At 65.3% G+C, this 19,398-nt stretch carries 18 protein-coding genes and 1 tRNA gene; 8 read left to right on the top strand and 11 right to left on the bottom strand.

Annotated features, from left to right (window positions below):
- Positions 1–66: 66 nt before the first annotated feature.
- The 5 genes from P5705_RS18385 to dkgB all read right to left on the bottom strand — a co-directional run bounded on the left by P5705_RS18385 (position 67) and on the right by dkgB (position 3,885).
- Entirely contained in the window at positions 67–387 is a 321-nt protein-coding gene (locus P5705_RS18385) for a hypothetical protein (RefSeq protein ID WP_277462322.1), read from the bottom strand.
- 76 nt (positions 388–463) lie between these two features.
- A complete protein-coding gene (locus tag P5705_RS18380) occupies positions 464–751 on the bottom strand; it encodes a hypothetical protein (protein ID WP_277462321.1) in 288 nt (95 codons plus the stop codon).
- Positions 752–966: 215 nt separating this feature from the next.
- Positions 967–1,431: a DUF1348 family protein gene (locus tag P5705_RS18375; RefSeq protein ID WP_277462320.1), complete on the bottom strand. Its 465-nt coding sequence runs from the start codon at positions 1,429–1,431 to the stop codon at positions 967–969.
- 405 nt (positions 1,432–1,836) lie between these two features.
- The gene (locus P5705_RS18370) at positions 1,837–3,018 is read right to left on the bottom strand and encodes an MFS transporter (RefSeq protein WP_277462319.1); all 1,182 of its coding nucleotides are present in this window, start codon (positions 3,016–3,018) and stop codon (positions 1,837–1,839) included.
- 63 nt (positions 3,019–3,081) lie between these two features.
- Positions 3,082–3,885 carry a 2,5-didehydrogluconate reductase DkgB gene (gene dkgB, locus P5705_RS18365; protein WP_277462317.1) on the bottom strand — a complete coding sequence of 268 codons (804 nt, stop codon included), beginning with the start codon at positions 3,883–3,885 and terminating at the stop codon, positions 3,082–3,084.
- A 339-nt stretch (positions 3,886–4,224) separates the two neighbouring features.
- Between dkgB and P5705_RS18360 the strand changes: the two genes are divergently transcribed.
- Positions 4,225–5,130, top strand: coding sequence for an AraC family transcriptional regulator (locus P5705_RS18360; RefSeq protein ID WP_431196961.1), 906 nt, complete (start codon positions 4,225–4,227; stop codon positions 5,128–5,130).
- A gap of 113 nt (positions 5,131–5,243) precedes the next feature.
- Here P5705_RS18360 and P5705_RS18355 read toward each other — a convergent pair whose 3' ends face one another.
- The 3 genes from P5705_RS18355 to P5705_RS18345 form a co-directional block, all read right to left on the bottom strand.
- Positions 5,244–6,812 carry a hypothetical protein gene (locus P5705_RS18355; protein ID WP_277462315.1) on the bottom strand — a complete coding sequence of 523 codons (1,569 nt, stop codon included), beginning with the start codon at positions 6,810–6,812 and terminating at the stop codon, positions 5,244–5,246.
- A gap of 133 nt (positions 6,813–6,945) precedes the next feature.
- Positions 6,946–7,440 (bottom strand): DUF934 domain-containing protein, encoded by a 495-nt coding sequence (locus P5705_RS18350; protein WP_277462314.1) that lies wholly within the window; start codon positions 7,438–7,440, stop codon positions 6,946–6,948.
- The gene (locus P5705_RS18345; RefSeq protein WP_277462313.1) at positions 7,424–9,076 is read right to left on the bottom strand and encodes a nitrite/sulfite reductase; all 1,653 of its coding nucleotides are present in this window, start codon (positions 9,074–9,076) and stop codon (positions 7,424–7,426) included. The genes P5705_RS18350 and P5705_RS18345 overlap by 17 nt, the downstream gene beginning before the upstream one ends.
- Positions 9,077–9,292: 216 nt before the next feature.
- Between P5705_RS18345 and P5705_RS18340 the strand changes: the two genes are divergently transcribed.
- The gene (locus P5705_RS18340) at positions 9,293–10,369 is read left to right on the top strand and encodes an ABC transporter substrate-binding protein (RefSeq protein ID WP_277462312.1); all 1,077 of its coding nucleotides are present in this window, start codon (positions 9,293–9,295) and stop codon (positions 10,367–10,369) included.
- Positions 10,370–10,902: 533 nt separating this feature from the next.
- A tRNA-Gln gene (locus P5705_RS18335) sits at positions 10,903–10,977 on the top strand.
- A gap of 50 nt (positions 10,978–11,027) precedes the next feature.
- Here the strand turns inward: P5705_RS18335 and P5705_RS18330 are convergent.
- From P5705_RS18330 to P5705_RS18320, 3 genes are read right to left on the bottom strand one after another with little or no spacing between them, the layout of a single operon-like run.
- Positions 11,028–13,418 (bottom strand): hybrid sensor histidine kinase/response regulator, encoded by a 2,391-nt coding sequence (locus P5705_RS18330; protein ID WP_277462311.1) that lies wholly within the window; start codon positions 13,416–13,418, stop codon positions 11,028–11,030.
- 10 nt (positions 13,419–13,428) lie between these two features.
- A complete protein-coding gene (locus tag P5705_RS18325; protein WP_277462310.1) occupies positions 13,429–13,890 on the bottom strand; it encodes a response regulator in 462 nt (153 codons plus the stop codon).
- 14 nt (positions 13,891–13,904) lie between these two features.
- Complete coding sequence (locus P5705_RS18320; protein ID WP_277462308.1) at positions 13,905–16,145, bottom strand: ATP-binding protein; 2,241 nt, start codon at positions 16,143–16,145, stop codon at positions 13,905–13,907.
- 325 nt (positions 16,146–16,470) lie between these two features.
- On the opposite strand from P5705_RS18320, the gene P5705_RS18315 reads away from it, so the two are divergent.
- The 5 genes from P5705_RS18315 to P5705_RS18295 are packed head-to-tail and all read left to right on the top strand — an operon-like array spanning position 16,471 to position 19,368.
- The gene (locus P5705_RS18315) at positions 16,471–16,944 is read left to right on the top strand and encodes a Csu type fimbrial protein (protein ID WP_431196960.1); all 474 of its coding nucleotides are present in this window, start codon (positions 16,471–16,473) and stop codon (positions 16,942–16,944) included.
- Positions 16,945–16,968: 24 nt separating this feature from the next.
- Entirely contained in the window at positions 16,969–17,499 is a 531-nt protein-coding gene (locus P5705_RS18310) for a Csu type fimbrial protein (RefSeq protein WP_277462364.1), read from the top strand.
- Positions 17,500–17,516: 17 nt separating this feature from the next.
- Positions 17,517–18,050 (top strand): Csu type fimbrial protein, encoded by a 534-nt coding sequence (locus P5705_RS18305; RefSeq protein ID WP_277462305.1) that lies wholly within the window; start codon positions 17,517–17,519, stop codon positions 18,048–18,050.
- 12 nt (positions 18,051–18,062) lie between these two features.
- On the top strand, positions 18,063–18,557 hold the full coding sequence (locus tag P5705_RS18300) for a Csu type fimbrial protein (RefSeq protein ID WP_277462363.1): 495 nt from the start codon (positions 18,063–18,065) through the stop codon (positions 18,555–18,557).
- Between the two features lie 34 nt (positions 18,558–18,591).
- Positions 18,592–19,368, top strand: coding sequence for a fimbrial biogenesis chaperone (locus P5705_RS18295; protein ID WP_277462304.1), 777 nt, complete (start codon positions 18,592–18,594; stop codon positions 19,366–19,368).
- Positions 19,369–19,398: the final 30 nt, after the last annotated feature.

The raw sequence follows: 19,398 nt of genomic DNA, 5'->3' as shown, positions 1-19,398 counted from the left end.
CAGGCGGACGATACAGCCATTGCGGTTGGCGGGCCGCACTCCAGTCCATAGAGTGCGGCGAGTATTTTAGTCTTGCTCGATATAGAATGAGGGACCGTGGATGATTTCGGCCGCTTCTGGTACTTCGATCTCGAGAACCTCTTCGATTTCAACAGAAGTGCTAAATCCGGAGCGCCTTGCAGTTACAACCCATTTAAATAAGCCGTGCTCAGAGTCCGCTAGGAAGGTTGCATTAGCCACATCGTCATCAGGTTCTTTGTAGCCGCCGCTAGGTTCTTTGTCGAACTTGATGTCGACTAGTCGAGGGGCGTCGGTGAAAAAGGTTAGATCTTCAGAACTGTACTGGTATTCAGCGCCATTTGAGTTTACGTCTACTGTCCAGGCCATCAGTGAAACATCCCTTTCAATTGGTTGCGAGTAGCGCCTCGTACGGTAATGGCAATTGGCTCTTGGTGGCAAGCTGCTATGGACTCATGATCTGCCAGGTAACGCTGAACCGATCGACCTTGCGCACGGTGATCACCTCGCCGACCTTGACCTTGCGCCGTGGCCGGGCCTTGTCGAGCACGGTCCTGGCGCCGTCGGCGGCGACGCGCATCAGCTCGCCTTCGTCGATGCACAGCACACCTTGCTGGTTGGCCTGCAGCGCACGTAGATAGGCGGAGTGGGTGGCCTCGCTGGCGTGGCGCGGCACTTGCCGTTCCAGGGCGTCGAGGGCTTGCTCGGAGAGCTTTCTTGCTTTTGCGACCATGAAGGAATACCTCCGGGCAACAGGGGGGCTGTTGCGTACATGGGAGGCATCATAGCGCTGACAGGGGTGGATGACATCAAGAGGGGGCATGGGTGTTGTTCCTGACGTGGATTGCGGCTGAGTCTGGTACAGCCTCATGTTCCGCTTTTCCCGGTTTTGCGTAGTCCCTCTCCTGTACGCTGAACGGGGCTGCCAGGCAGCCCCATTACCCAGTTTCAGAAGCCGAATTCACTCAACCCGGGATGATCGTCCGGCCGCCGTCCCAGCGGCCAGTGGAACTTGCGCTCGGCCTCACTGATGGGTTGTTCGTTGATGCTGGCATGGCGGTTGCGCATCAGCCCGTCTTCGGCGAATTCCCAGTTCTCGTTACCGTAGGCGCGGTACCACTGGCCGCTGTCGTCGCGGTACTCATAGGCGTAGCGCACGGCAATGCGGTTGTCGGTGAAGGCCCAGAGTTCCTTGATCAGGCGGTACTCCAGCTCGCGGTTCCATTTGCGGGTGAGGAAGGCCTGGGCTTCTTCGCGGCTGTGGCAGAACTCGGCGCGGTTGCGCCAGTGGGTGTCGGCGGTATAGGCCAGAGCGACCTTGGCGGCATCGCGGCTGTTCCAGCCGTCTTCGGCGAGGCGGACTTTTTCGATGGCGGTTTCACGGGTGAAAGGTGGCAGTGGCGGGCGGGACATGGTGCTGCTCCTCTGGTTGAGGCCTTGAGTGGCCTGGCAGGGAAGGAGGCTACGCCCGCTACGCCTTGCCGAGAATCGGTGGTCTCGGCACTTCATAATTGTGCTTGGTGGAATAGTAGGTGGGGAGCAGAGGTGGGGCGGGTGATCGCGTGTTGGCGGGCAGGTGCCAGGCGATAGCGTTACAGCGCTCTCAAGAACGAGCGCCGTCCGCGCGGCGCATCGCGGATGAATCCGCTCCTACATCGGTTTCAGGCGATATGCCTGCCTGAAACCGCCAGGCAAAACTGGCCCGAAACACACCTGTAGGAGCGGATTCATCCGCGATGCGCCGCAGGGCGGCGCTCGATCTCCCAGGCACTGCAACGCGCTTGGCGAACACCTCGAAAGAACAGCGGCTTCGCGTGACTACACAGCATCACCGACGGCACTACCCGCCACCTTGGCCCGCCCGCCCAGCCACACCAGCAGCAACCCACCGGCCGCCAGCAAGCCACCGGCCATGGGGACCGCGGCATAGCCCAGGTCCAGGCTGATCACCGCGCCACCCAGCGCGGCGCCCACCGCGTTACCCAGGTTGAACGCACCGACGTTGATCGAGGACGCCAGGCCCGGCGCTTCGGCGGCGGCGATCATCACCCGCATCTGCAGTGGCGGCACCACGGCGAAGGTGAACATGCCCCACACCAGCAGCGCGATGGCCGCGCCGACATGGCTGCCGAGCACCAGCGGCATCAGCAACATGATGACTGCCAGGGCGCCGAGGAAAATCCGCGCGGCGCCATCCAGCGACCAGTCCGCCAGCTTGCCCCCCAGGCTGTTGCCGAGGGTGAAGCCCACGCCGATCAGCACCAGGCCGAGGGTGACGAAGGCGTCGGACGCGCCGGTCAGGTCCGCCAACACCGGGGCGACGTAGGTGTACAGGGTGAACATCGCACCGGCACCCAGTACCGTGGTGGCCATGGCCAGCAGCACGTTGGGCCGGGCGATCACGGCGAGCTCCTTGCGCACATGAGGGACGCTGCCACGCTCGCCCTTGGGCAGGGCGTACCACAGCGCGGCGATGGCCAGCACGCCCAGCACGGCGGTGCCGGCGAAGGCCATGCGCCAGCCGACCTGCTGGCCAAGCCAGGTGGCCGCCGGCACGCCGCCGATGTTGGCGATGGTCAGGCCCATGAACATGGTGGCCACGGCACTGGCCTGCTTGTCCTTGGGCACGACACTGGCGGCGACCACCGCGCCCAGGCCGAAGAAGGCACCATGGTTGAGGCTGGTGATCAGCCGCGAGGCGAGCAGGGTGTAGTAGTCCGGCGCCAGGGCCGACAGCAGGTTGCCGACGGTGAAGATGCCCATCAGCATCATCAGCGCGGCGCGCTTGCCGAAGCGGCTGAACAACAGGGTCATGATCGGCGCGCCGACCATCACGCCGATGGCGTAGGCGGTGATCAGCATGCCGGCGCTGGGGATGCTGGCGTCGACGCCCTCGGCGATGACCGGCAGCAGGCCCATGGGGGTGAACTCGGTGGTGCCGATGCCGAAGGCGCCGATGGCCAGGGCAAACAGGACCCGTTTGGGAGAAAGCGTGCTCATCGGGAGCTCCGTGTTGCGTGATGAAGGCGAAGCCGCCCTGGCGGGGCGGCTCGAGTGTTCAGGTCAGTCCCAGATCGGCGCCAGGCCATCCGGGCTGACTTCACGGCCGTTGCGCTCAAGCGTGGCGATGCGGGCCATGTCGTCGGCGTCCAGCTGCAGGCTGCGGGCGAGCAGGTTGCTGGCCAGGTTCTCGCGTTTGGTCGACGAGGGGATCACCGCGTAACCCAGCTGCAGTGCCCAGGCCAGCGCCACCTGGGCGACGGTGGCCTTGTGCTTGGCGGCGATCTCGGCCAGCACCGGGTCTTTCAGCACCTTGCCGTAGGCCAGGGTCATGTAGGAGGTGGTGGTGATGCCTTGTTCCTTGAGGAATGCGGTCAGCTTGCTGTTCTGCAGGTAGGGGCTGAGCTCGACCTGGTTGGTGGCGATCTCGCCCTGGCCGACCACGGCGATGGCCTGGCGGGTCAGTTCGATGTTGAAGTTGGAGACGCCGATCCGGCGAGTCAGGCCCAGCGCCTTGGCCTCGGCCAGGGCCTGCATGTACTCGCTGAGTTCGACGCCGTTGCCCGGTGCCGGCCAGTGGATCAGCAGCAGGTCGACATGGTCGGTGCGCAGCTTGGCCAGGCTCTCGCGCAGGCTCGGCACGAGCTTGTCGGCGGCGTAGTTTTCGACCCAGATCTTGGTGGTGATGAACAGTTCGTCACGTGGTACGCCGCTTTCGGCGATGGCCTGGCCGACGTCGGCTTCGTTCTGGTAGATCTGCGCGGTGTCGATGACGCGGTAGCCCAGCTCAAGCGCGGACTTGACCGAGTCGATGACGGCCTGGCCGGTGAGGCGGAAGGTGCCGAGGCCGAAGGATGGAATGCTCATGGGGCTGCTCCTGGTGGACGGTGGGGGATCAGCCTTGCGCGGTGCTGCGCCAGCTGATCGAGTGGGTGCAGTCTGCGGGTTGCGGCGGGATTGATTAAGACGTCCCTGGGTCAAGGTCCTTTGACTAAAAGTCATCAATGGCTGAACTGTTTGTGAATAAAAAGTAGGCAATTGGCCCTGCGTTTCACCTGTAGGAGCCAGCCTTGCTGGCGAACCGGCCCGACGCAGGACCGTGGTGTGGCCTTCGCCAGCAAGGCTGGCTCCTACGGGTAATTGGTCTGATGATGTTCATGGCGCCCTGAGCAAACGCGGCTAGGTATGATCAGGCCTGTATCGATGATGCTACGGCCTGCCGTATTTCAGGAGTCTGCCCCGGTGCTCGACCTGCCCACCCATGCGCTGTACCAGAAGCGCTTCGACGCGGTGCTCGCCTATATCGAGGGCAACCTCGAAGGCGACCTGTCGGTCAACGCCCTGAGCGCGGTGGCGCATTTCTCGGCATTCCACTTCCATCGGCAGTTCAGTGCCTACGTGGGGGTGCCGGTCGCTCGCTACGTGCAGTTGATGCGCCTGCGCCGCGCCGCCCACCGGTTGGCGTGCCAGGCGCACTACAGCGTGCTCGACGCGGCCATGGGCGCCGGCTTCGAAAGCCCCGAGGCGTTCAGCCGGGCCTTCCGCCGCGCCTTCGGCCAGGCGCCCAGCACGTTCCGGCGCCAACCCGACTGGCAACGCTGGAATACGGTGTTCGACATTCCTCATTTTTCCAGGAGCATCACCATGCAGGTACGAATCGTCGATTTCACCGAAGTTCGGCTGGCCGCGCTCGAGCATCGCGGCCCACCTGGCCAGGTCAGCGAGACCGTGGGCCGTTTCATCGAATGGCGCAAGCGCAGCGGGCAATCGCCCGTGGCCACGAGCCGCAGTTTCGGTATTCCCTTCAACAACCCGGATACCACCGCGCCCGAGGACTTTCGCTTCGCCATCTGTGGTGAGTTGTTCGAAGCGCTGCAGCCCAACGACGAAGGCGTGCACACGCTGAGCCTGCCCGGTGGGCGCTGCGCGGTGGTGCGGCATGTGGGGTCGCCCGATCATATTGGCGAGACGATCTACCCGCTCTACCGCGACTGGTTGCCGGGGAGTGGCGAGGAACTGCGCGATCACCCGCTGTTTTTCCACTACCTGAGCATCTATCCGCAGACACCGCTCGAGCAGTGGCAGACGGATATCTACGTGCCTTTGCGCTGACGCGGTTCCTGTAGGAGCGGCTTTAGCCGCGATGCAGGCAACGCGGTGCCTGGCACCCGCTTCGCGGGTCATCGCGGCTGAAGCCGCTCCTACAAAAAGCGAGCGAACGTGGATCAGTCGCCAATCTTCGACGGATCGGTCTGCAGCAACCACAGGTGGCTGTTCGCAGCCAGCTGCTGGTCGAGGTTCGACTGGACGCCGATGCGACGGGCCTCCTCATCGTGCTTGAGCAGCTGGTTGAGCATGTCCATCAGGTCGCGGGACTTGCGCACCGATTGTGGTGTGCTGACATCGGACTTGAGTTCGCCGTTCTGGTAGGTCATCACCCGATGGGTGCTGCTGGCTTCCTGGGTGGCGCTGGCTTCGCTCAGGGCGCCGTTGACGAAGCCGACATGGGTGCTGGCGCTGGCTTGCTCACTGAGCAGGTGATAGCGGTAGTTGTTCGGGTCGACGCCCAGGTTGAGCTTGGCCGACGATGACAGCTGAGTGTGCCAGGCGGCGTCGAGCTTGGCCTGCTGGCGTTGCTTCACGTCGAGGGTCAGGCCGCTGCCGTTGGTCGTGGTGGCCTGCGACGCCTGGTAACTGAAACGGTCTTCCTCATCAGGGCGGTGCGAATTCAGGCGCTGGCTGGTCTGGCTGATCGAGGCATTGAAGTCGGCCAGGCCGCTGAGCAACGAGCGGCTGTACCGGTTGATCGCATCCTCATGCCCCGCCGGGCGCGGGTTGCTGTCGTCCACGCTGTTGAGCTGGCTGAAGGCGTCCTTGAACAGGGTCATCAGCTGGGCGTCGCCCTTGCCGCGGGCCTGGGCCGCGTCGAACTGGCTCAGGTAATTGCTCAGCGCGGCCTGGCGCTGCTGCTGGTTGCCCAGCACCACGCCAGCCTGGGTGTCCAGGTCGAGCTGGATCTGGCCGCTCGGGCCTTGCAGCTTGAGGTTGCGGGTCGAGCCGTCCATGCGCAGGTCGAACGTCTGCAGCTCGCCGCTGGCGGTCTCGAGGCTGGCGTTCATCCGCAGGCCAGTGAACAGGGTCTGGTCGAGCTTGAGCAGGGCGCCCAGTTGCAGGCTCGGCGTTTCCTGGGTCAGGCCGTTGATGGCCGACTGGAAACCATTCGCCAGGGTAGCCAGGCCCTTGAGTTCTTCGGCGCTGAGGGTGCCACCCTGGACGTCGGCCTCCACGGCCAGGCCTTGTTCACCGTTGTACAGCCCGAGCTTCACCGTGGCGCCGGAGGCGGTGGTGAGGTCGAGGGTGATGCTGTTGCTGGCGTGCTCGCGCAGCCTGGACTGTTGCAGGGCCAGCAGGGTGGGGGCGATTTCGCTGTTCTCGCCGACCTGCAGCGCCGATTGTGAGACGCGCTGGCCACCATTGGCCACCAGTTGTTCCATCAGGGCGGCGCCCAGGCCCTGGAAGCGCGCGGCGGTATTGTTGCCCTTGATGCTGCCGAGCATGTGCATGCTCAGTTTGTCGATGCTGTCCTGCTCCCACACGTAGCGGGGCTGGGCGCTACCCAGTGTGCCCCGGGAGGAATAGGTTTGCGAGTCGGGAATGCGCGTGTCCTGGCCAAGGATGACCTGGGCGCCGGGGCTGCTGGCGGCCGCGGCGGTCTGGCGGGCATCGAGGCTCTGCGGGGCAGGGGAGGCGCTATACACGGGGGTGAAACGCAGTGCGGAGGTGATCGGGCTCATCATCGCTTTCCTTGCGGAGTTAATGAGTACGCCTTGATATCGGCGTGCCATTAGCAAACCTGAGCAGAAGATCAGCTATTTTTTGCGATGCAGCGCGAGTGACTGGGGCTGCGTGGCAGCCCCAGTGCGAGGGTCAGCGTCGACGGAACAGCGGCAGCGGTTCGTCGGTGGCGCCCTGGTAGGTGACCGAGAAGTCCTTCAGGCTTTGCAGCGCGTCCTCAGGATTCTTGTCGGCACGGATGGCGAAGGCGTCGAAACCGCAGCGGGCCATGTAGAACAGCTGGTCGCGCAGCACGTCGCCAATGGCGCGCAGTTCGCCCTTGAACTTGTAGCGTTCACGCAGCAGGCGCGCGTTGGAGTAGTTGCGCCCGTCGGTGAAGGCCGGGAAGTTCAGGGCGATGACCTGGAAGTGCTCGACGTCGTCACCGATTTCCTCGGCTTCCTCGTCGCTGTCCAGCCAGATGCCCAGGCCACCGTCGCGGGCCTTGAGCAGGCTCGGGTGATCGCGCCACAGTTGCAGCGGCACGATGTAGTCGTCGCAATTGGTCAGCTCGTCGATCGACACGTCCTTGGGCAGCAGGTGCCAGGTTTCGTCGACGATCTGGTTGTGCTTAATGATTCGCTGCATAGACGCGTTCCTTGAAGGGGTCGATGCCGATCCGCTGGTAGGTGTCGATGAAGCGCTCGTCTTCGGTGCGCTGCTCGACGTACACGCTGATCAGTTTCTCGATCACGTCGGCCATGGCGTCCTGGGCGAAGGAGGGGCCGAGGATCTTGCCCAGGCTCGCGTCGCGGGCGGCATTACCGCCCAGCGAGACCTGGTAGAACTCTTCGCCCTTCTTGTCCACGCCAAGGATGCCGATGTGGCCGACGTGGTGGTGGCCGCAGGCGTTCATGCAGCCGGAGATGTTCAGGTCGAGCTCGCCGATGTCGAACAGGTAGTCCAGGTCGTCGAAGCGGCGCTGGATGGATTCGGCGATCGGGATCGACTTGGCGTTGGCCAGGGAGCAGAAGTCACCGCCCGGGCAGCAGATGATGTCGGTCAACAGGCCGATGTTCGGGGTGGCGAAGCCTTGCTCGCGCAGCTCCAGCCAGAGGGCGTGCAGTTGGCGCTGCTCGACGTCGGCGAGGATGATGTTCTGCTCGTGGGAGGTGCGCAGGAAACCGAAGCTGTAGCGTTCGGCGAAGTCCGCGACGGCGTCGAGCTGCTTGTCGGTCAGGTCGCCCGGGGCGACCCCGGTGGGCTTGAGCGACAGGGTGACGGCGACGTAGCCCGGCTTCTTGTGGGCGCGGGTGTTGCGCGAACGCCAGCGGGCGAAGCCTGGATGTTCCTGGTCCAGCGCGCTGTAGTCGACGTTGTCCAGGGCCAGGTAGTCGGGGTCGATGAAATGGCGCGCCACGCGCTCGACTTCCGCTTCGGTCAAGGTGGTGCTGCCGCCGCGCAGGTGGGCCATCTCGGCCTCGACCTTCTCGGCGAACACTTCCGGGGTGAGCGCCTTGACCAGGATCTTGATCCGCGCCTTGTACTTGTTGTCACGGCGGCCGTAACGGTTGTACACGCGCAGGATGGCGTCCAGGTAGCTGAGCAGGTCCTGCCAGGGCAGGAACTCATTGATGAACGAACCGATCACCGGGGTACGGCCCAGGCCGCCGCCGACCAGCACGCGGAAGCCCAGTTCACCGGCTGCGTTGCGCACCGGCTCCAGGCCGATGTCGTGCACTTCGATGGCGGCGCGGTCGTCGCTCGAACCGTTGACGGCGATCTTGAACTTGCGCGGCAGGTAGGCGAATTCCGGGTGGAAGGTGGTCCACTGGCGCACGATCTCGCACCAGGGGCGCGGGTCGACCAGCTCGTCGGCGGCGACACCGGCGAACTGGTCGGTGGTGACGTTGCGCAGGCAGTTGCCGCTGGTCTGGATCGCGTGCATCTGCACGGTGGCCAGCTCAGCCAGGATTTCCGGGATGTCTTCCAGCGCCGGCCAGTTGTACTGCACGTTCTGGCGGGTACTGATGTGCGCGTAACCCTTGTCGTAGTCGCGGGCGATCTTCGCCAGCATGCGGGTCTGGCGGGCGTTCAGCTGGCCATAGGGCACGGCGACACGCAGCATCGGCGCGAAACGTTGGATATACAGGCCGTTCTGCAGGCGCAGAGGGCGGAATTCTTCTTCGCTCAGCTCACCGGCCAGGTAGCGGCGGGTCTGATCACGGAACTGCTTGACGCGGTCCTCGATGATCCGCTGATCGTACTCGTCGTATACGTACATATAAGTCCTGTCTCAGGCTGCATGCAGCTAATCGCGCGCACGGCCGCGCACTCCGGGTCGGAGCCGAGGAACGATAGCAGAGTGGGTTTATGCGCTAAAGTGATGTTTTTGCATATGAAAAGAACCATTTGGACTAAGTGAGACTGACTGGCATTTGTCCGTTCTGGCACGCCATCTGGCTATAATCCGAGGTTTGTTTCGCAGGGATGTAACCGCATGCTCAAGGCCTTGTGCCAGGGCCTGTGCCTGAGCCTGCCGCTGGCAGCCGGCGCGCAGGCTGCCTCGGTGGTGTTTCTCAACCCGGGTTATTCCAACGAAACGTTCTGGGTCGATTATTCGCGTTTCATGCAGGCCGCCGCCAAGGACTTGGGGATGGCGCTGCGCGTGCAGTACAGCGAACGCAGTGCCGACCGCACGCTGACCTTGGCCCGTGCGGTGCTGCAGGGGCCGCAACGCCCCGACTACCTGGTGCTGGTCAATGAACAGTACGTGGCGCCGGAGGTCATCCGCCTTTCCCGTGGCACAGGGGTGAAGCTGTTCCTGGTCAACAATGGCCTGACCGAGGACCAGTTGCGCAGCATCCAGGCCCAGCCGGAGAAGTACCCGCGGATTCTCGGCACCCTCGTCAGCAACGATGAGGAGGCCGGCTACCAGATGCTCAAGGCGATGGTCGCGCAGTTGCCACCTGTGGATGGCCCGGTCGACCTGCTGGCGTTCGCCGGCGTGAAGACCACGCCTGCCTCGCAGTTGCGCGAACTGGGTATGCGCCGGGCGCTGGCCGACCACCCTCAGGTGCGCCTGCGCCAGGTGGTGTACGGCGGCTGGAGTCGCCAGCGTGCCTTCGAGCAGGCGCAGCTGCTGCTGGAGCGCTACCCAGGCACGCAATTGGTGTGGTCGGCCAACGACGAGATGGCATTCGGTGCCATGCGGGCGTTCGAGGCGGCGGGCCGGATGCCGGGGCGCGATGTGGTGTTCAGCGCGGTCAACAGCTCGCCCGAGGCCCTGCGGGCGCGTATCGATGGGCGCCTGGGGGTGTTGATGGGCGGGCATTTCACCATGGGAGGCTGGGCCATGGTCATGTTGCATGACGATGCCCTGGGCCTGGCGGTGGACCGTGACGGGCGGCAGGAGTATCAGGTGCCGTCCCTGCAACTGATCGACGTGGACAAGGCCCGGCGTTGGCTGAGGCTGCTGGACCAGGATGGCCACGGTATCGATTTCCACCGTTACAGCGCTGAAGGGCGGGCGGAGAGTTTTCGCTATCCCTTCCTCATGTCACCCGTCGACTACTGAAAGACCCTGCTTGAGTGAAGGGCATTGCTGGACTTAACTGCTGCTTGCGAAGTGCATTCCCATAACCACTACAAGAGGTAATGCAATGGGAAACTCAAGCAAGGTCCGCAAAGCTGACAGCAGTGTCGATGCCTGGGCGATCCTGTGTCTGATCGTGCTGGTGGTGGTCACGGCGGTGTATTGGGTCAGCCATCAATAGCGGGTGATTTGCGCTGGTCGTGAAGCTCACTTGAGAGCCGCCTGCGGAAGGGATATCCGTGGGCGGTGGGCTTCGTGGGGTTGGTTCTGGTCGTTGCAGGCCCATTCAATAGCCGATGCGCGTGCATGCGCCGCGTCACCTGTCGCTTGAAAGCTTCACCGCAAAATCGGCTGCCGGCGACTAACCTGCTGTTTTTCTGCGAATTTTTTTAAAATAATGCTTCCCACCTTGGGAAAAGGTTGTTAAAGTGCCGGCCATTCCCGCACAGCAACACACGGAGCTTGCGGTGAATGGTCAGATTGGCAGTGCATCAGGCGCTCGTCATATCCGATACAGGGGCGTCGCCAAGCGGTAAGGCAGCAGGTTTTGATCCTGCCATGCGTTGGTTCGAATCCAGCCGCCCCTGCCATTTCTTCTCTGCTTTCAAAGCAAATCAAAATCGCCGGCTGGCGATTTTTTTCATTCCAGATTCCCGTTCTCCAACAGCTCGGCCAACGCCAGGGCCAGCACTTGCTCGTGCACAGGTTTCTGGATCACCAGGCTGCCCGGCAGTTCCTGGCCATCCAGTTCGGCGTAGCCGGTCAGAAACACCACGGGCAGCCGCGGGTAGCGCGCTCGTGCCGCCCGTGCCAGTTGCGCGCCATTGAACTCGGGCATGGCGAAGTCGGTCAGCAGCAAGTCGGTGGCGTCATCGAGCAACGCCAGGGCCTGTTCGCCGTTGTGCGCCTGGCGCACCCGATAACCCTGGCGGCGCAGCACATCGCCGATCATCTCGCGCACCAGATGGTCGTCGTCCACCAGCAGGATGCTGCGGTCGCCGCCACCGGCCGGCGGGCGCCCCTTGTCCAGGTCTGGTGTGGCGTGAGCAACCTGGGCCCTGACCGAGGGCAGGTACACGCTGACCTGCGTGCCGCGGCCGGGCGCGGTGTCAATGCGCACCCCACCGCCGCTCTGCTTGGCGAAGCCGAACACCTGGGCCAGGCCAAGGCCCGAGCCCTTGCCGATGTCCTTGGTGGTGAAGAAGGGCTCGAAGACCTTGGCCGCCACTTCTTCGCTCATGCCGCAGCCGGTGTCGCTGATGGTCAGCATCACATAGTCGCCGGGCTCCGGGTCTTGCGGGCGCTGAGGCTGGGCGCTGACTCGGGTATTGCGGGTGGCCAGGGTCAGTTGGCCACCATTGGGCATGGCGTCGCGGGCATTGATCGCCAGGTTGAGGATGATCATCTCGGTCTGGGTCGGGTCGGTGAGGGCGAACCAGAGGTGGGTCTCCAGGTCCAGGCGCACCGAGACACGGCCGCCCAGGGTGCGGCGCAGCAGCTCCTCCAAACCGCCGAGGGTGCGGTTGAGGTTCAGCGGCACGGGTTCCAGGCGTTGCTTGCGGGAAAACGCCAACAGCTGAGCGGTGAGCTTGGCGCCACGTTCGCCGGCTTCGCGAATGTGCTTCAGGCGGCCATGGGCCTTGTCCATCAGGCCCTTGTCCAGGTCGTTCTTGAGAAAACTGGCGCCGGTGAGGATGACGGTCAGCAGGTTGTTGAAGTCGTGAGCCACCCCGGCAGTGAGCTGGCCGACCGCCTCCAGGCGCTGCATTTGCTGCAGCGCCGCTTCGATGCGTTCGCGCTCGGCGATCTGTTCGCGCAGGCGGGTGTTGGCCTCGGCCAGCTCCAGCGCCGACTCGCGCTCGCTGGAGATATCGCGGGCCACCACATACAGGAGGCTGTCATCCGGCACCACCACCCACGACAGCCAGCGCTGCTGGCCGCCGGCATGCAGGATGCGGCCGACGAAGCGCGCGCTGGCGCGGCCCTCGGCCAGGGCGCCGATTTCGGCGAGAAAGGCCTGCTGGTCGGCTTCGGGCAGCAGTTGCAGCAGTGAGATCTGCCCCAGGCGTTCGCGGGTGAAGCCCAGGCTCGCCTCCCACGCCGGGTTCAGCGCCACGGGTGTGAGGTCCTTGTTGAGCACCGCCAGCAGGTCGTGGGACAGCTCCCAGGCGCGGTCGCGTTCGCGGGTGCGGCGCTCGACCCGCTCGCCGAGTATTTCATTGAGTTGCTCCAGGGCTCGGGTGGCCTGGCGCTGCTGGTGGATGTCCTGCAGCACGCCGGAGAAGCGCACGCACTGGCCATCGACGAACTGGGTCTGGCCGCTGGAGAGCAACCAGCGTGGCTCCAGGGCGCCGGCCGGGGCGATGCGGAATTCGACCCGGTAATGGCCGCCGCTGTCCTCGCGCATGGCCTGCTCGACCGCGTCGCGCACCCTGGGCAGGTCTTCGGGGTGGATGCCGGCGAAGAACACTTCAAGGTTCATCTCGGTGTCGGCGGGCAGGCCGAACAGGGCCTTGCAGCGCATATCCCACTGCATGCGGCCACCCTGTGGGTTGTAGTCCCAACTGCCCATGCCGGCGGCATCGATGGCGATCCGCGCGCGGGCCTCCATGTCGGCCAAGGCTTCCTCGGCGCGGCGCCGACGCTGACGCTCCTGCACTTCGGTCAGGGCCCGACGCACGGCCTTGGGTAGCAGCGGCAGGTTTTTCTTCAGCACATAGTCGGTGGCGCCGAGGCGGATCATCTCCACCGCGTGCTCTTCACCGTAGATGCCGGAGAGGAAGATGAACGGTGTATCCGGCGCGATGCGCTGGGCGATGGCCAGCACCTCGGTGCCCGAGGAAGCGGGCAGCACGCAGTCGCACAGGATCAGGTCGAAGGTGCTCATGCGCAGGGCGTGCTCGGCGCCGACGTGGTCGAACACCAGGCGTGACTGCACCTGCAACCCACTGCGCTCCAGGCGCATCAGGATCAGCTCGGCGTCCATGGAGCTGTCTTCGACCATCAGCAGTTTCAGTGGCGTCGTCTGCATGGTGACTGCCTCAGTGGTCGTCGCGACGGTTCAGCCGCAGGGAGCCGGGCGGCGGCTCGTTGAGGACGGCCCAGAACATCCCCAGGCCAGAAATCGCGGTAACGAACGCCTTGAACTCCACCGGCTTGACCACGTAGGCGTTGACGCCCAGCTCATAGGCGCGCCGCAGGTCGGGCCCCTCGCGCGAGGACGTCAGCATGACGATGGGGATGCTGCGCAACTGCGCGGTGGCGCGCACTTCCTTGAGCACCTCGAGGCCGTCGACCTTGGGCAGCTTGAGGTCCAGCAGCATCACCGCCGGGTTGCCGTCGGCGCGCTCGGCGAAGGCGTTGCGCCGCAGCAGGTAGTCCAGGGCATCGGCGCCGTCGCGCACGACAACCACGTCGTTGGCCAGCTGGCTGCGTTCCAGGGCCAGCAAGGTCAGTTCCAGGTCCTGGGGGTTGTCTTCGACCAGCAGGATGGGCTTGAGCATGATGGGCAGCGGCCTCAGACGGTCATCGGTTGGCGGGGGAGGGTGAAGTGGAAGCTGGCCCCCTGGCCCAGGCTGCCCTGGGCCCAGACACGGCCGTCATGGCGCTCGATGATGCGCCGCACGCTGGCCAGGCCAATCCCGGTACCCTCGAATTCCTCCATGCGGTGCAGGCGCTGGAACACCCCGAACAGTTTGTCGGCATAGGCCATGTCGAAGCCCACGCCATTGTCGCGCACGTACACCTCGATCTCGTGCCGGTGCTGCACGGCACCCACCTCGATGCGCGCAGGATCGCGGTTGCGGGTGTATTTGACGGCATTGGAGATCAGGTTGTGCAGGACCATGTTGATGAAGGCCGGGTCGGCAATCACCTTGGGCAGCGCGGCGATGTCCCAGAGGATCGACCGGCCGGCGTAGTCGGGGGCCATCTCCGTGCGGATGGTATCGACCAGGGTATTGAGGTCGACATCCGACAGGCGCAGCGCCGAGCGGCCCATCTGCGAGAAGTTGAGCAGGTTGTCCACCAGGGTGCCGGCGAATTGCGCTGCTTCCCCGATATGCCCGAGGAAGCGCTTGCCGCGCTCGCTCAGGTGTTCACCTTCGATCTCGCCGAGCAGTTCACTGTAGCCGGCGATATGCCGCAGCGGCGCGCGCAGGTCGTGGGACACACTGTAGGAGAATGCCTCGAGTTCCTTGTTCGACCGCTTCAGTTCGCCGGCAAGCTGGGCCAGTTCCTCGGCCTTGCGCAGGACGATGCCGAGCACCGCGCCGCGCAGCTCCCGCACGCCTTCGAGGGTCAACGGGTGCCAGGCGGCGCTGAAACCGCGGACTTCTTCCTGCCAGCGCTCGAAGCTGTGGCGCGGATTGAGGTTGCCCAGGAGGGCGAGCTGTTTTTCCGGGCGCCCGGCCCAGTTCACCGTGTGCGCCTGCTCCGGACGGAACCACAGCAGGTAGTGCGAGTGCAGCTGCGAGATGGCCACGGCCAGCACGCCTGCGGCATGCCGGCCCAGCTCCGGCAGCACGTCGATGTCACGCTGCGCGTTGTCGGTGTGGAACACCAGGTCTTCGCCGCGCTGGGCCAGCCAGTGCACCAGGGCGTTGACCTGCGCCGCCGGTGGCGTGTGGCCGATCAGGTCGCAACGCTCGGCGCTGATGATCGCCGCCCCCGTGGCGCCGGCGAACTGCAGCATCACCTCGGGCAGGGCGAGGAGGCCGTCGCCGACACTGTCGTGGTCGGCCATCGACGAGAGCATGTGCACGATGTGCTGGCGCAGGTCGAGCAGCAAGCGCGTGCTGTTGTGGGCCTCGTGGGCCTCGATCTGCAGCGACAGGACATTGGCCAGCAGTTCGCAGGCGGTGCGGGTCTGGAAATCCACGGCCCGCGGTTGGTCGTGGTGGCACGACAGCAGGCCCCAGAGCTTGCCGTCGACCACGATCGACAGCGACATCGACGCCAGGGTGCCCATGTTGCGCATGTACTGCAGGTGCACCGGGGACACGCTGCGCAACGAGGCGAAGCTCATGTCCAGGGCTTTGCCGGTGCGTGGGTTGGCGGCGGGTACCAGCGGCGAGGCCTGGTAGTTGGCATCCTCGATCACCCGGATGCGGTTGATGCGGTACAGCTCGCGGGCCTGGCGCGGGATGTCGGAGGCGGGGAAGCACAGCCCCAGGTACTGGGGATAGCCAGGGTCGGCGTCTTCGGCGAGCACCGTGCCATTGCCTTCGACGTCGAAGCGGTAGGCCTTGACCCGGCCGAAGCCGGTGATGCGCTTGATCTGGCGCACCGACTGGCGCAGCAAATCGTCGATGCTGGTGGCCTGGTGCAGGGTACTGACGAAGGCCCGCACCAGTGGGTAGTAGTCGCCCTTGGCCGAGCCGCGGCAGGGCTCGAACTCGAGGAACAGCACCAGGTCGTGGCGGTGGGCCAGTACCCGCAGCGGCGCCTGGCAGGGGGCGCCTTCACGCAGGCGGACATCGCCGATATGGAAAGGGAAAATCTCGTCTTCCGGCAGGGATGCCAGGTGACGGCGCAGGTCGAAGTCTTCGCCGACCAGTTCGTCGAATGCCTGGCCAGGCAGTTCCAGGGCCGGCACGCCGAGCCAGCGTTCGGTGTTTTCACTGGCCTGGACGATGCGCAGGCTGTGTTCGTCCAGCACCAGCAGGAAGCCGTGAGGCTGGATGCTGCCGGGTATCTGGATAGGCTCCTGGGCACAGCGTTCGATGGCCTGGTCGAGTGAAATCGGGGCAGTGGTCACGGGTAACTCCTGGCAGGGTCCGTCCACGCACGGGGGTGCGTATGGCACAGGATGGTCGTCATGAAGGTATCAGAACCTTGGCCGGTTTGTCGGGATATGACTATTTGAGGGGTAGGCAGCTACGGGGTTTACTCCGGCAACTACTGGTTTTTCCAAGTGGTTCAGGCGAATTCAGCCTAGGCATTAATGCTAAAGAGGGGGCGTGCGCGACCGCTTGGCTGCAAACCCGCTGCTACGCTCAAGCTCAACCCATGCAGACAAGGATCGACAGGTGACGCAATGCTTGAAGGCCGCGCTGTTGGGCCTGTGGTTGAGCGGCAGTGCCATGGCGGCGGAGTTTCTCGTCGAGGTGCAGGTGCGTGTGCAACGCGGTTGCATGCTGGTCAACCAGCAGCGCGATGCCGGCGCCCAGGCCCTGGGCCGGATCGACCTGGGCAGCGCCGCGCGCCTGGACGGCCCGGGCGCGCCCTTGAGCGGGGTGCTGCTCAGCCAGCGGCCACCGCGGTTGGAGTGCAACCCTGACACCCCGTATCAAGTCCGCGTCGATGGCGGTCAGCATGGCGGCGTGGGCGAGGTGCGCTACCTCGCCAGCCGCGACCCACAAGCCCGGCCGATTCCCTACCGCCTCTACCGTGACGCCGCCTGGCAAATGCCGCTGGCGGTGGATGTCGCGCAATCGGCGCGGATACCGGACAGCGGTTCGCTCGAGCTCCCCCTGTACGCACGGATCGACAGCCTGGCCTGGGTACCCCATGCCGGGTTGTATGCCGACCTGCTCAAAGTCACGGTCACCTGGTAGGGGAAGGCCATGCACAAGGACGCGTTGCAACGCACATCGATCCTGCTGCTCACCCTGGGGCCACTGTTGCTGCCCGCAGGCGTGGCCCATGGCACCAGTACCGGCTTCATCCAGGCACGCCTGGTGATCAGCGCCGCCTGCGAGATCAGCAGCCAGCAACCTACCGTGGCGGGCAACAACGGGGTGATGGACTTCGGCTCGCGCGGCCCGACCTGGGACCAGCCGCTCACCAGCCGCGTGGACGAGCCCGGCGCCGAAGGCAGCCTGCAGATCAGCTGCACGCCCCAGGTGCGCGCCTTCAGCGTGCGGATCAATGGCGGGCTCAATGGCGGCGACGGCGTGCGCCGCCTGAGCAATGGCCGCGAACTCATTCCCTATCAACTGGCGGTCGACCCGGGCGGCAACAGCCGCTACGGCATCGGCCAGGCCCGCACCTTCACCATCAGCAACACCGAACACGTGCCCGTGCCCATCTACGGCGTGGTGGTCGCGCAGCCGCGCGCGCTGCCCGCCGGGCTGTATCGCGACACCCTAAGGGTGACCCTGGACTGGTAACACGCAAGGAGACTCCGATGCCCAAGCATCTCACCCGCTGCATCTTCGCCGGCCTTGGCCTGGCCCTGGCCGCCCAGGCCCACGCCGCCACCGTCACCGGCATCATCAGTTCGACCCTGACGCTGACCGCCGCCTGCCAGGTCAACGGCAGCGGCGGCACCTCGGGGCTGAACTTCGGCAGCCTCAACTTCGGCACCCAGGATTCGCTGTTCACCACCGCCAACGGCCAGGTGCTCGGCGGCGGTGGCGGGGCCATGAGCATTCTCTGCTCGGCAGGCACGGTGCCGACGATCAAGGTACGTGCTGGAACCCATGACTCGCAGTCCGCTGGGGGGACCCGGGCCCTGGCCGATGGCTCGGGCAATTTCGTGCCCTACGACTTCTACACCGACGCCGGACACACTCAGCTGCTGGCGATCGACGGCACCATCACCCTGCCGACCAGCACCGGCGTGGCGCAGACCGTCAACCTGTATGGCCAGGCCCGCGGCAAAGCCGGCCTGCCGGCCGGGGTGTACACCGACACGGTGGCGGTCGAGCTGAGTTTCTGAACCATGCCGGGCATGGCGCGGCTGCTGGCCGTCGGGCTGTGCCTGGCGCTGACCCAGGGTGCCCACGCGGTCACCACCAGCACTTTCCAGGTGACGGCGCAGATCGTCGCCGGTTGCCTGGTGGTCGGCGGTGTGACGGCCTATGGCGTGCTCGACTACGGCACCAGCTCGGCGCTGTCCACGGCCACCCTGAGCACCTCGCTCGGCGGCAGCACGGTGACCTTCCAGTGCACCCCCGGTGTGGCCCTGAGCATGAGCCTGGACGGCGGCCAGAACAGCGCCAGCGGCACGCGCAACCTCAAGCGTTCGGGCGGCACGCAGTTGCTGGCCTACCAGCTGTATCGCGATGCCGGGTTCAGCCAGAGCCTGGGTATCGGCAGCAGCGTGGCGGTGAGCTACAGCGACCCGACGGCGATCACGTTGCCGGTCTATGGCCGTACCACCCTGACCGGCACCCTGCCGGCCGGGACCTACACCGATGTCGTGCAAGTGACGGTGACCTGGTGAAAGGCCGCCGCGGATAACAGAGAAGGAGAGGGGCATGGGGGCAGGCGCGAAACGGGCGCGTGGGATCATCGGGCTGCTGCTGTTGGCCAGCGCACCGGCCTTTGCGGCCACCTCGGTGCTGATCTGGCCGATCGACCCGGTGCTGGAGGCCGACCAGAAGGCCGGCGCGCTGTGGCTGGAGAACCGCGGCACGGCGCCGACCAGCCTGCAGGTACGGGTGTTCGCCTGGCGCCAGGGCGAGTACCAGGAACAGTTCCAGAACCAGCGCGAGATCATCGGCAGCCCACCGGTGGCGAACATCGCGCCGGGGCAGAAGCAGCTGGTCCGGCTGACCCGCACCGGCAATTCGCCGGCCGGCCAGGAGCAGGCCTACCGCATCATCATCGACGAGATCCCCTCGCCCTTGCCGGCCGACACCGCCAGCGACGGGCCGAAGGCGGCGATCCGTTTGCAGATGCGTTACTCGGTGCCGCTGTTCGTCTATGGCGAGGGGCTGTGGGGCAAGCCCGACCCTGAGGGCAAGCGCAGCGCCGAAGGGGTCGGCAAGCCGCAACTGAGCTGGCGCGCGGTGACCGTGCAGGGCAAGCCCTATGTCGAGCTGCGCAACACCGGGCCGGTGCACGCCCGGTTGACCGATGTGGTGTTGCAGCAGGGTGGGCAGGACAAACCCCTGGTCGAAGGCTTGCTCGGCTATGTGCTGCCTGGCGCCAGCATGCGCTGGCCGGCACCGGCCGCGCCCGGGGCGGCCAGTGTGCTCAAGGGCCGGGTCAATGGCCAGGACGCGGCGCAGGCCATCAGGCAGAGCCAGTGATACGCGGGTGAACGTCTGTCAGGGGCCAGG

Source organism: Pseudomonas entomophila, assembly GCF_029478665.1.
In the GTDB taxonomy this organism is placed as follows: Bacteria; Pseudomonadota; Gammaproteobacteria; order Pseudomonadales; family Pseudomonadaceae; genus Aquipseudomonas; species Aquipseudomonas entomophila_F.
The sequence above is the reverse complement of the archived record's forward strand: the minus strand, read 5'-3'. Positions and strand labels throughout refer to the sequence as shown.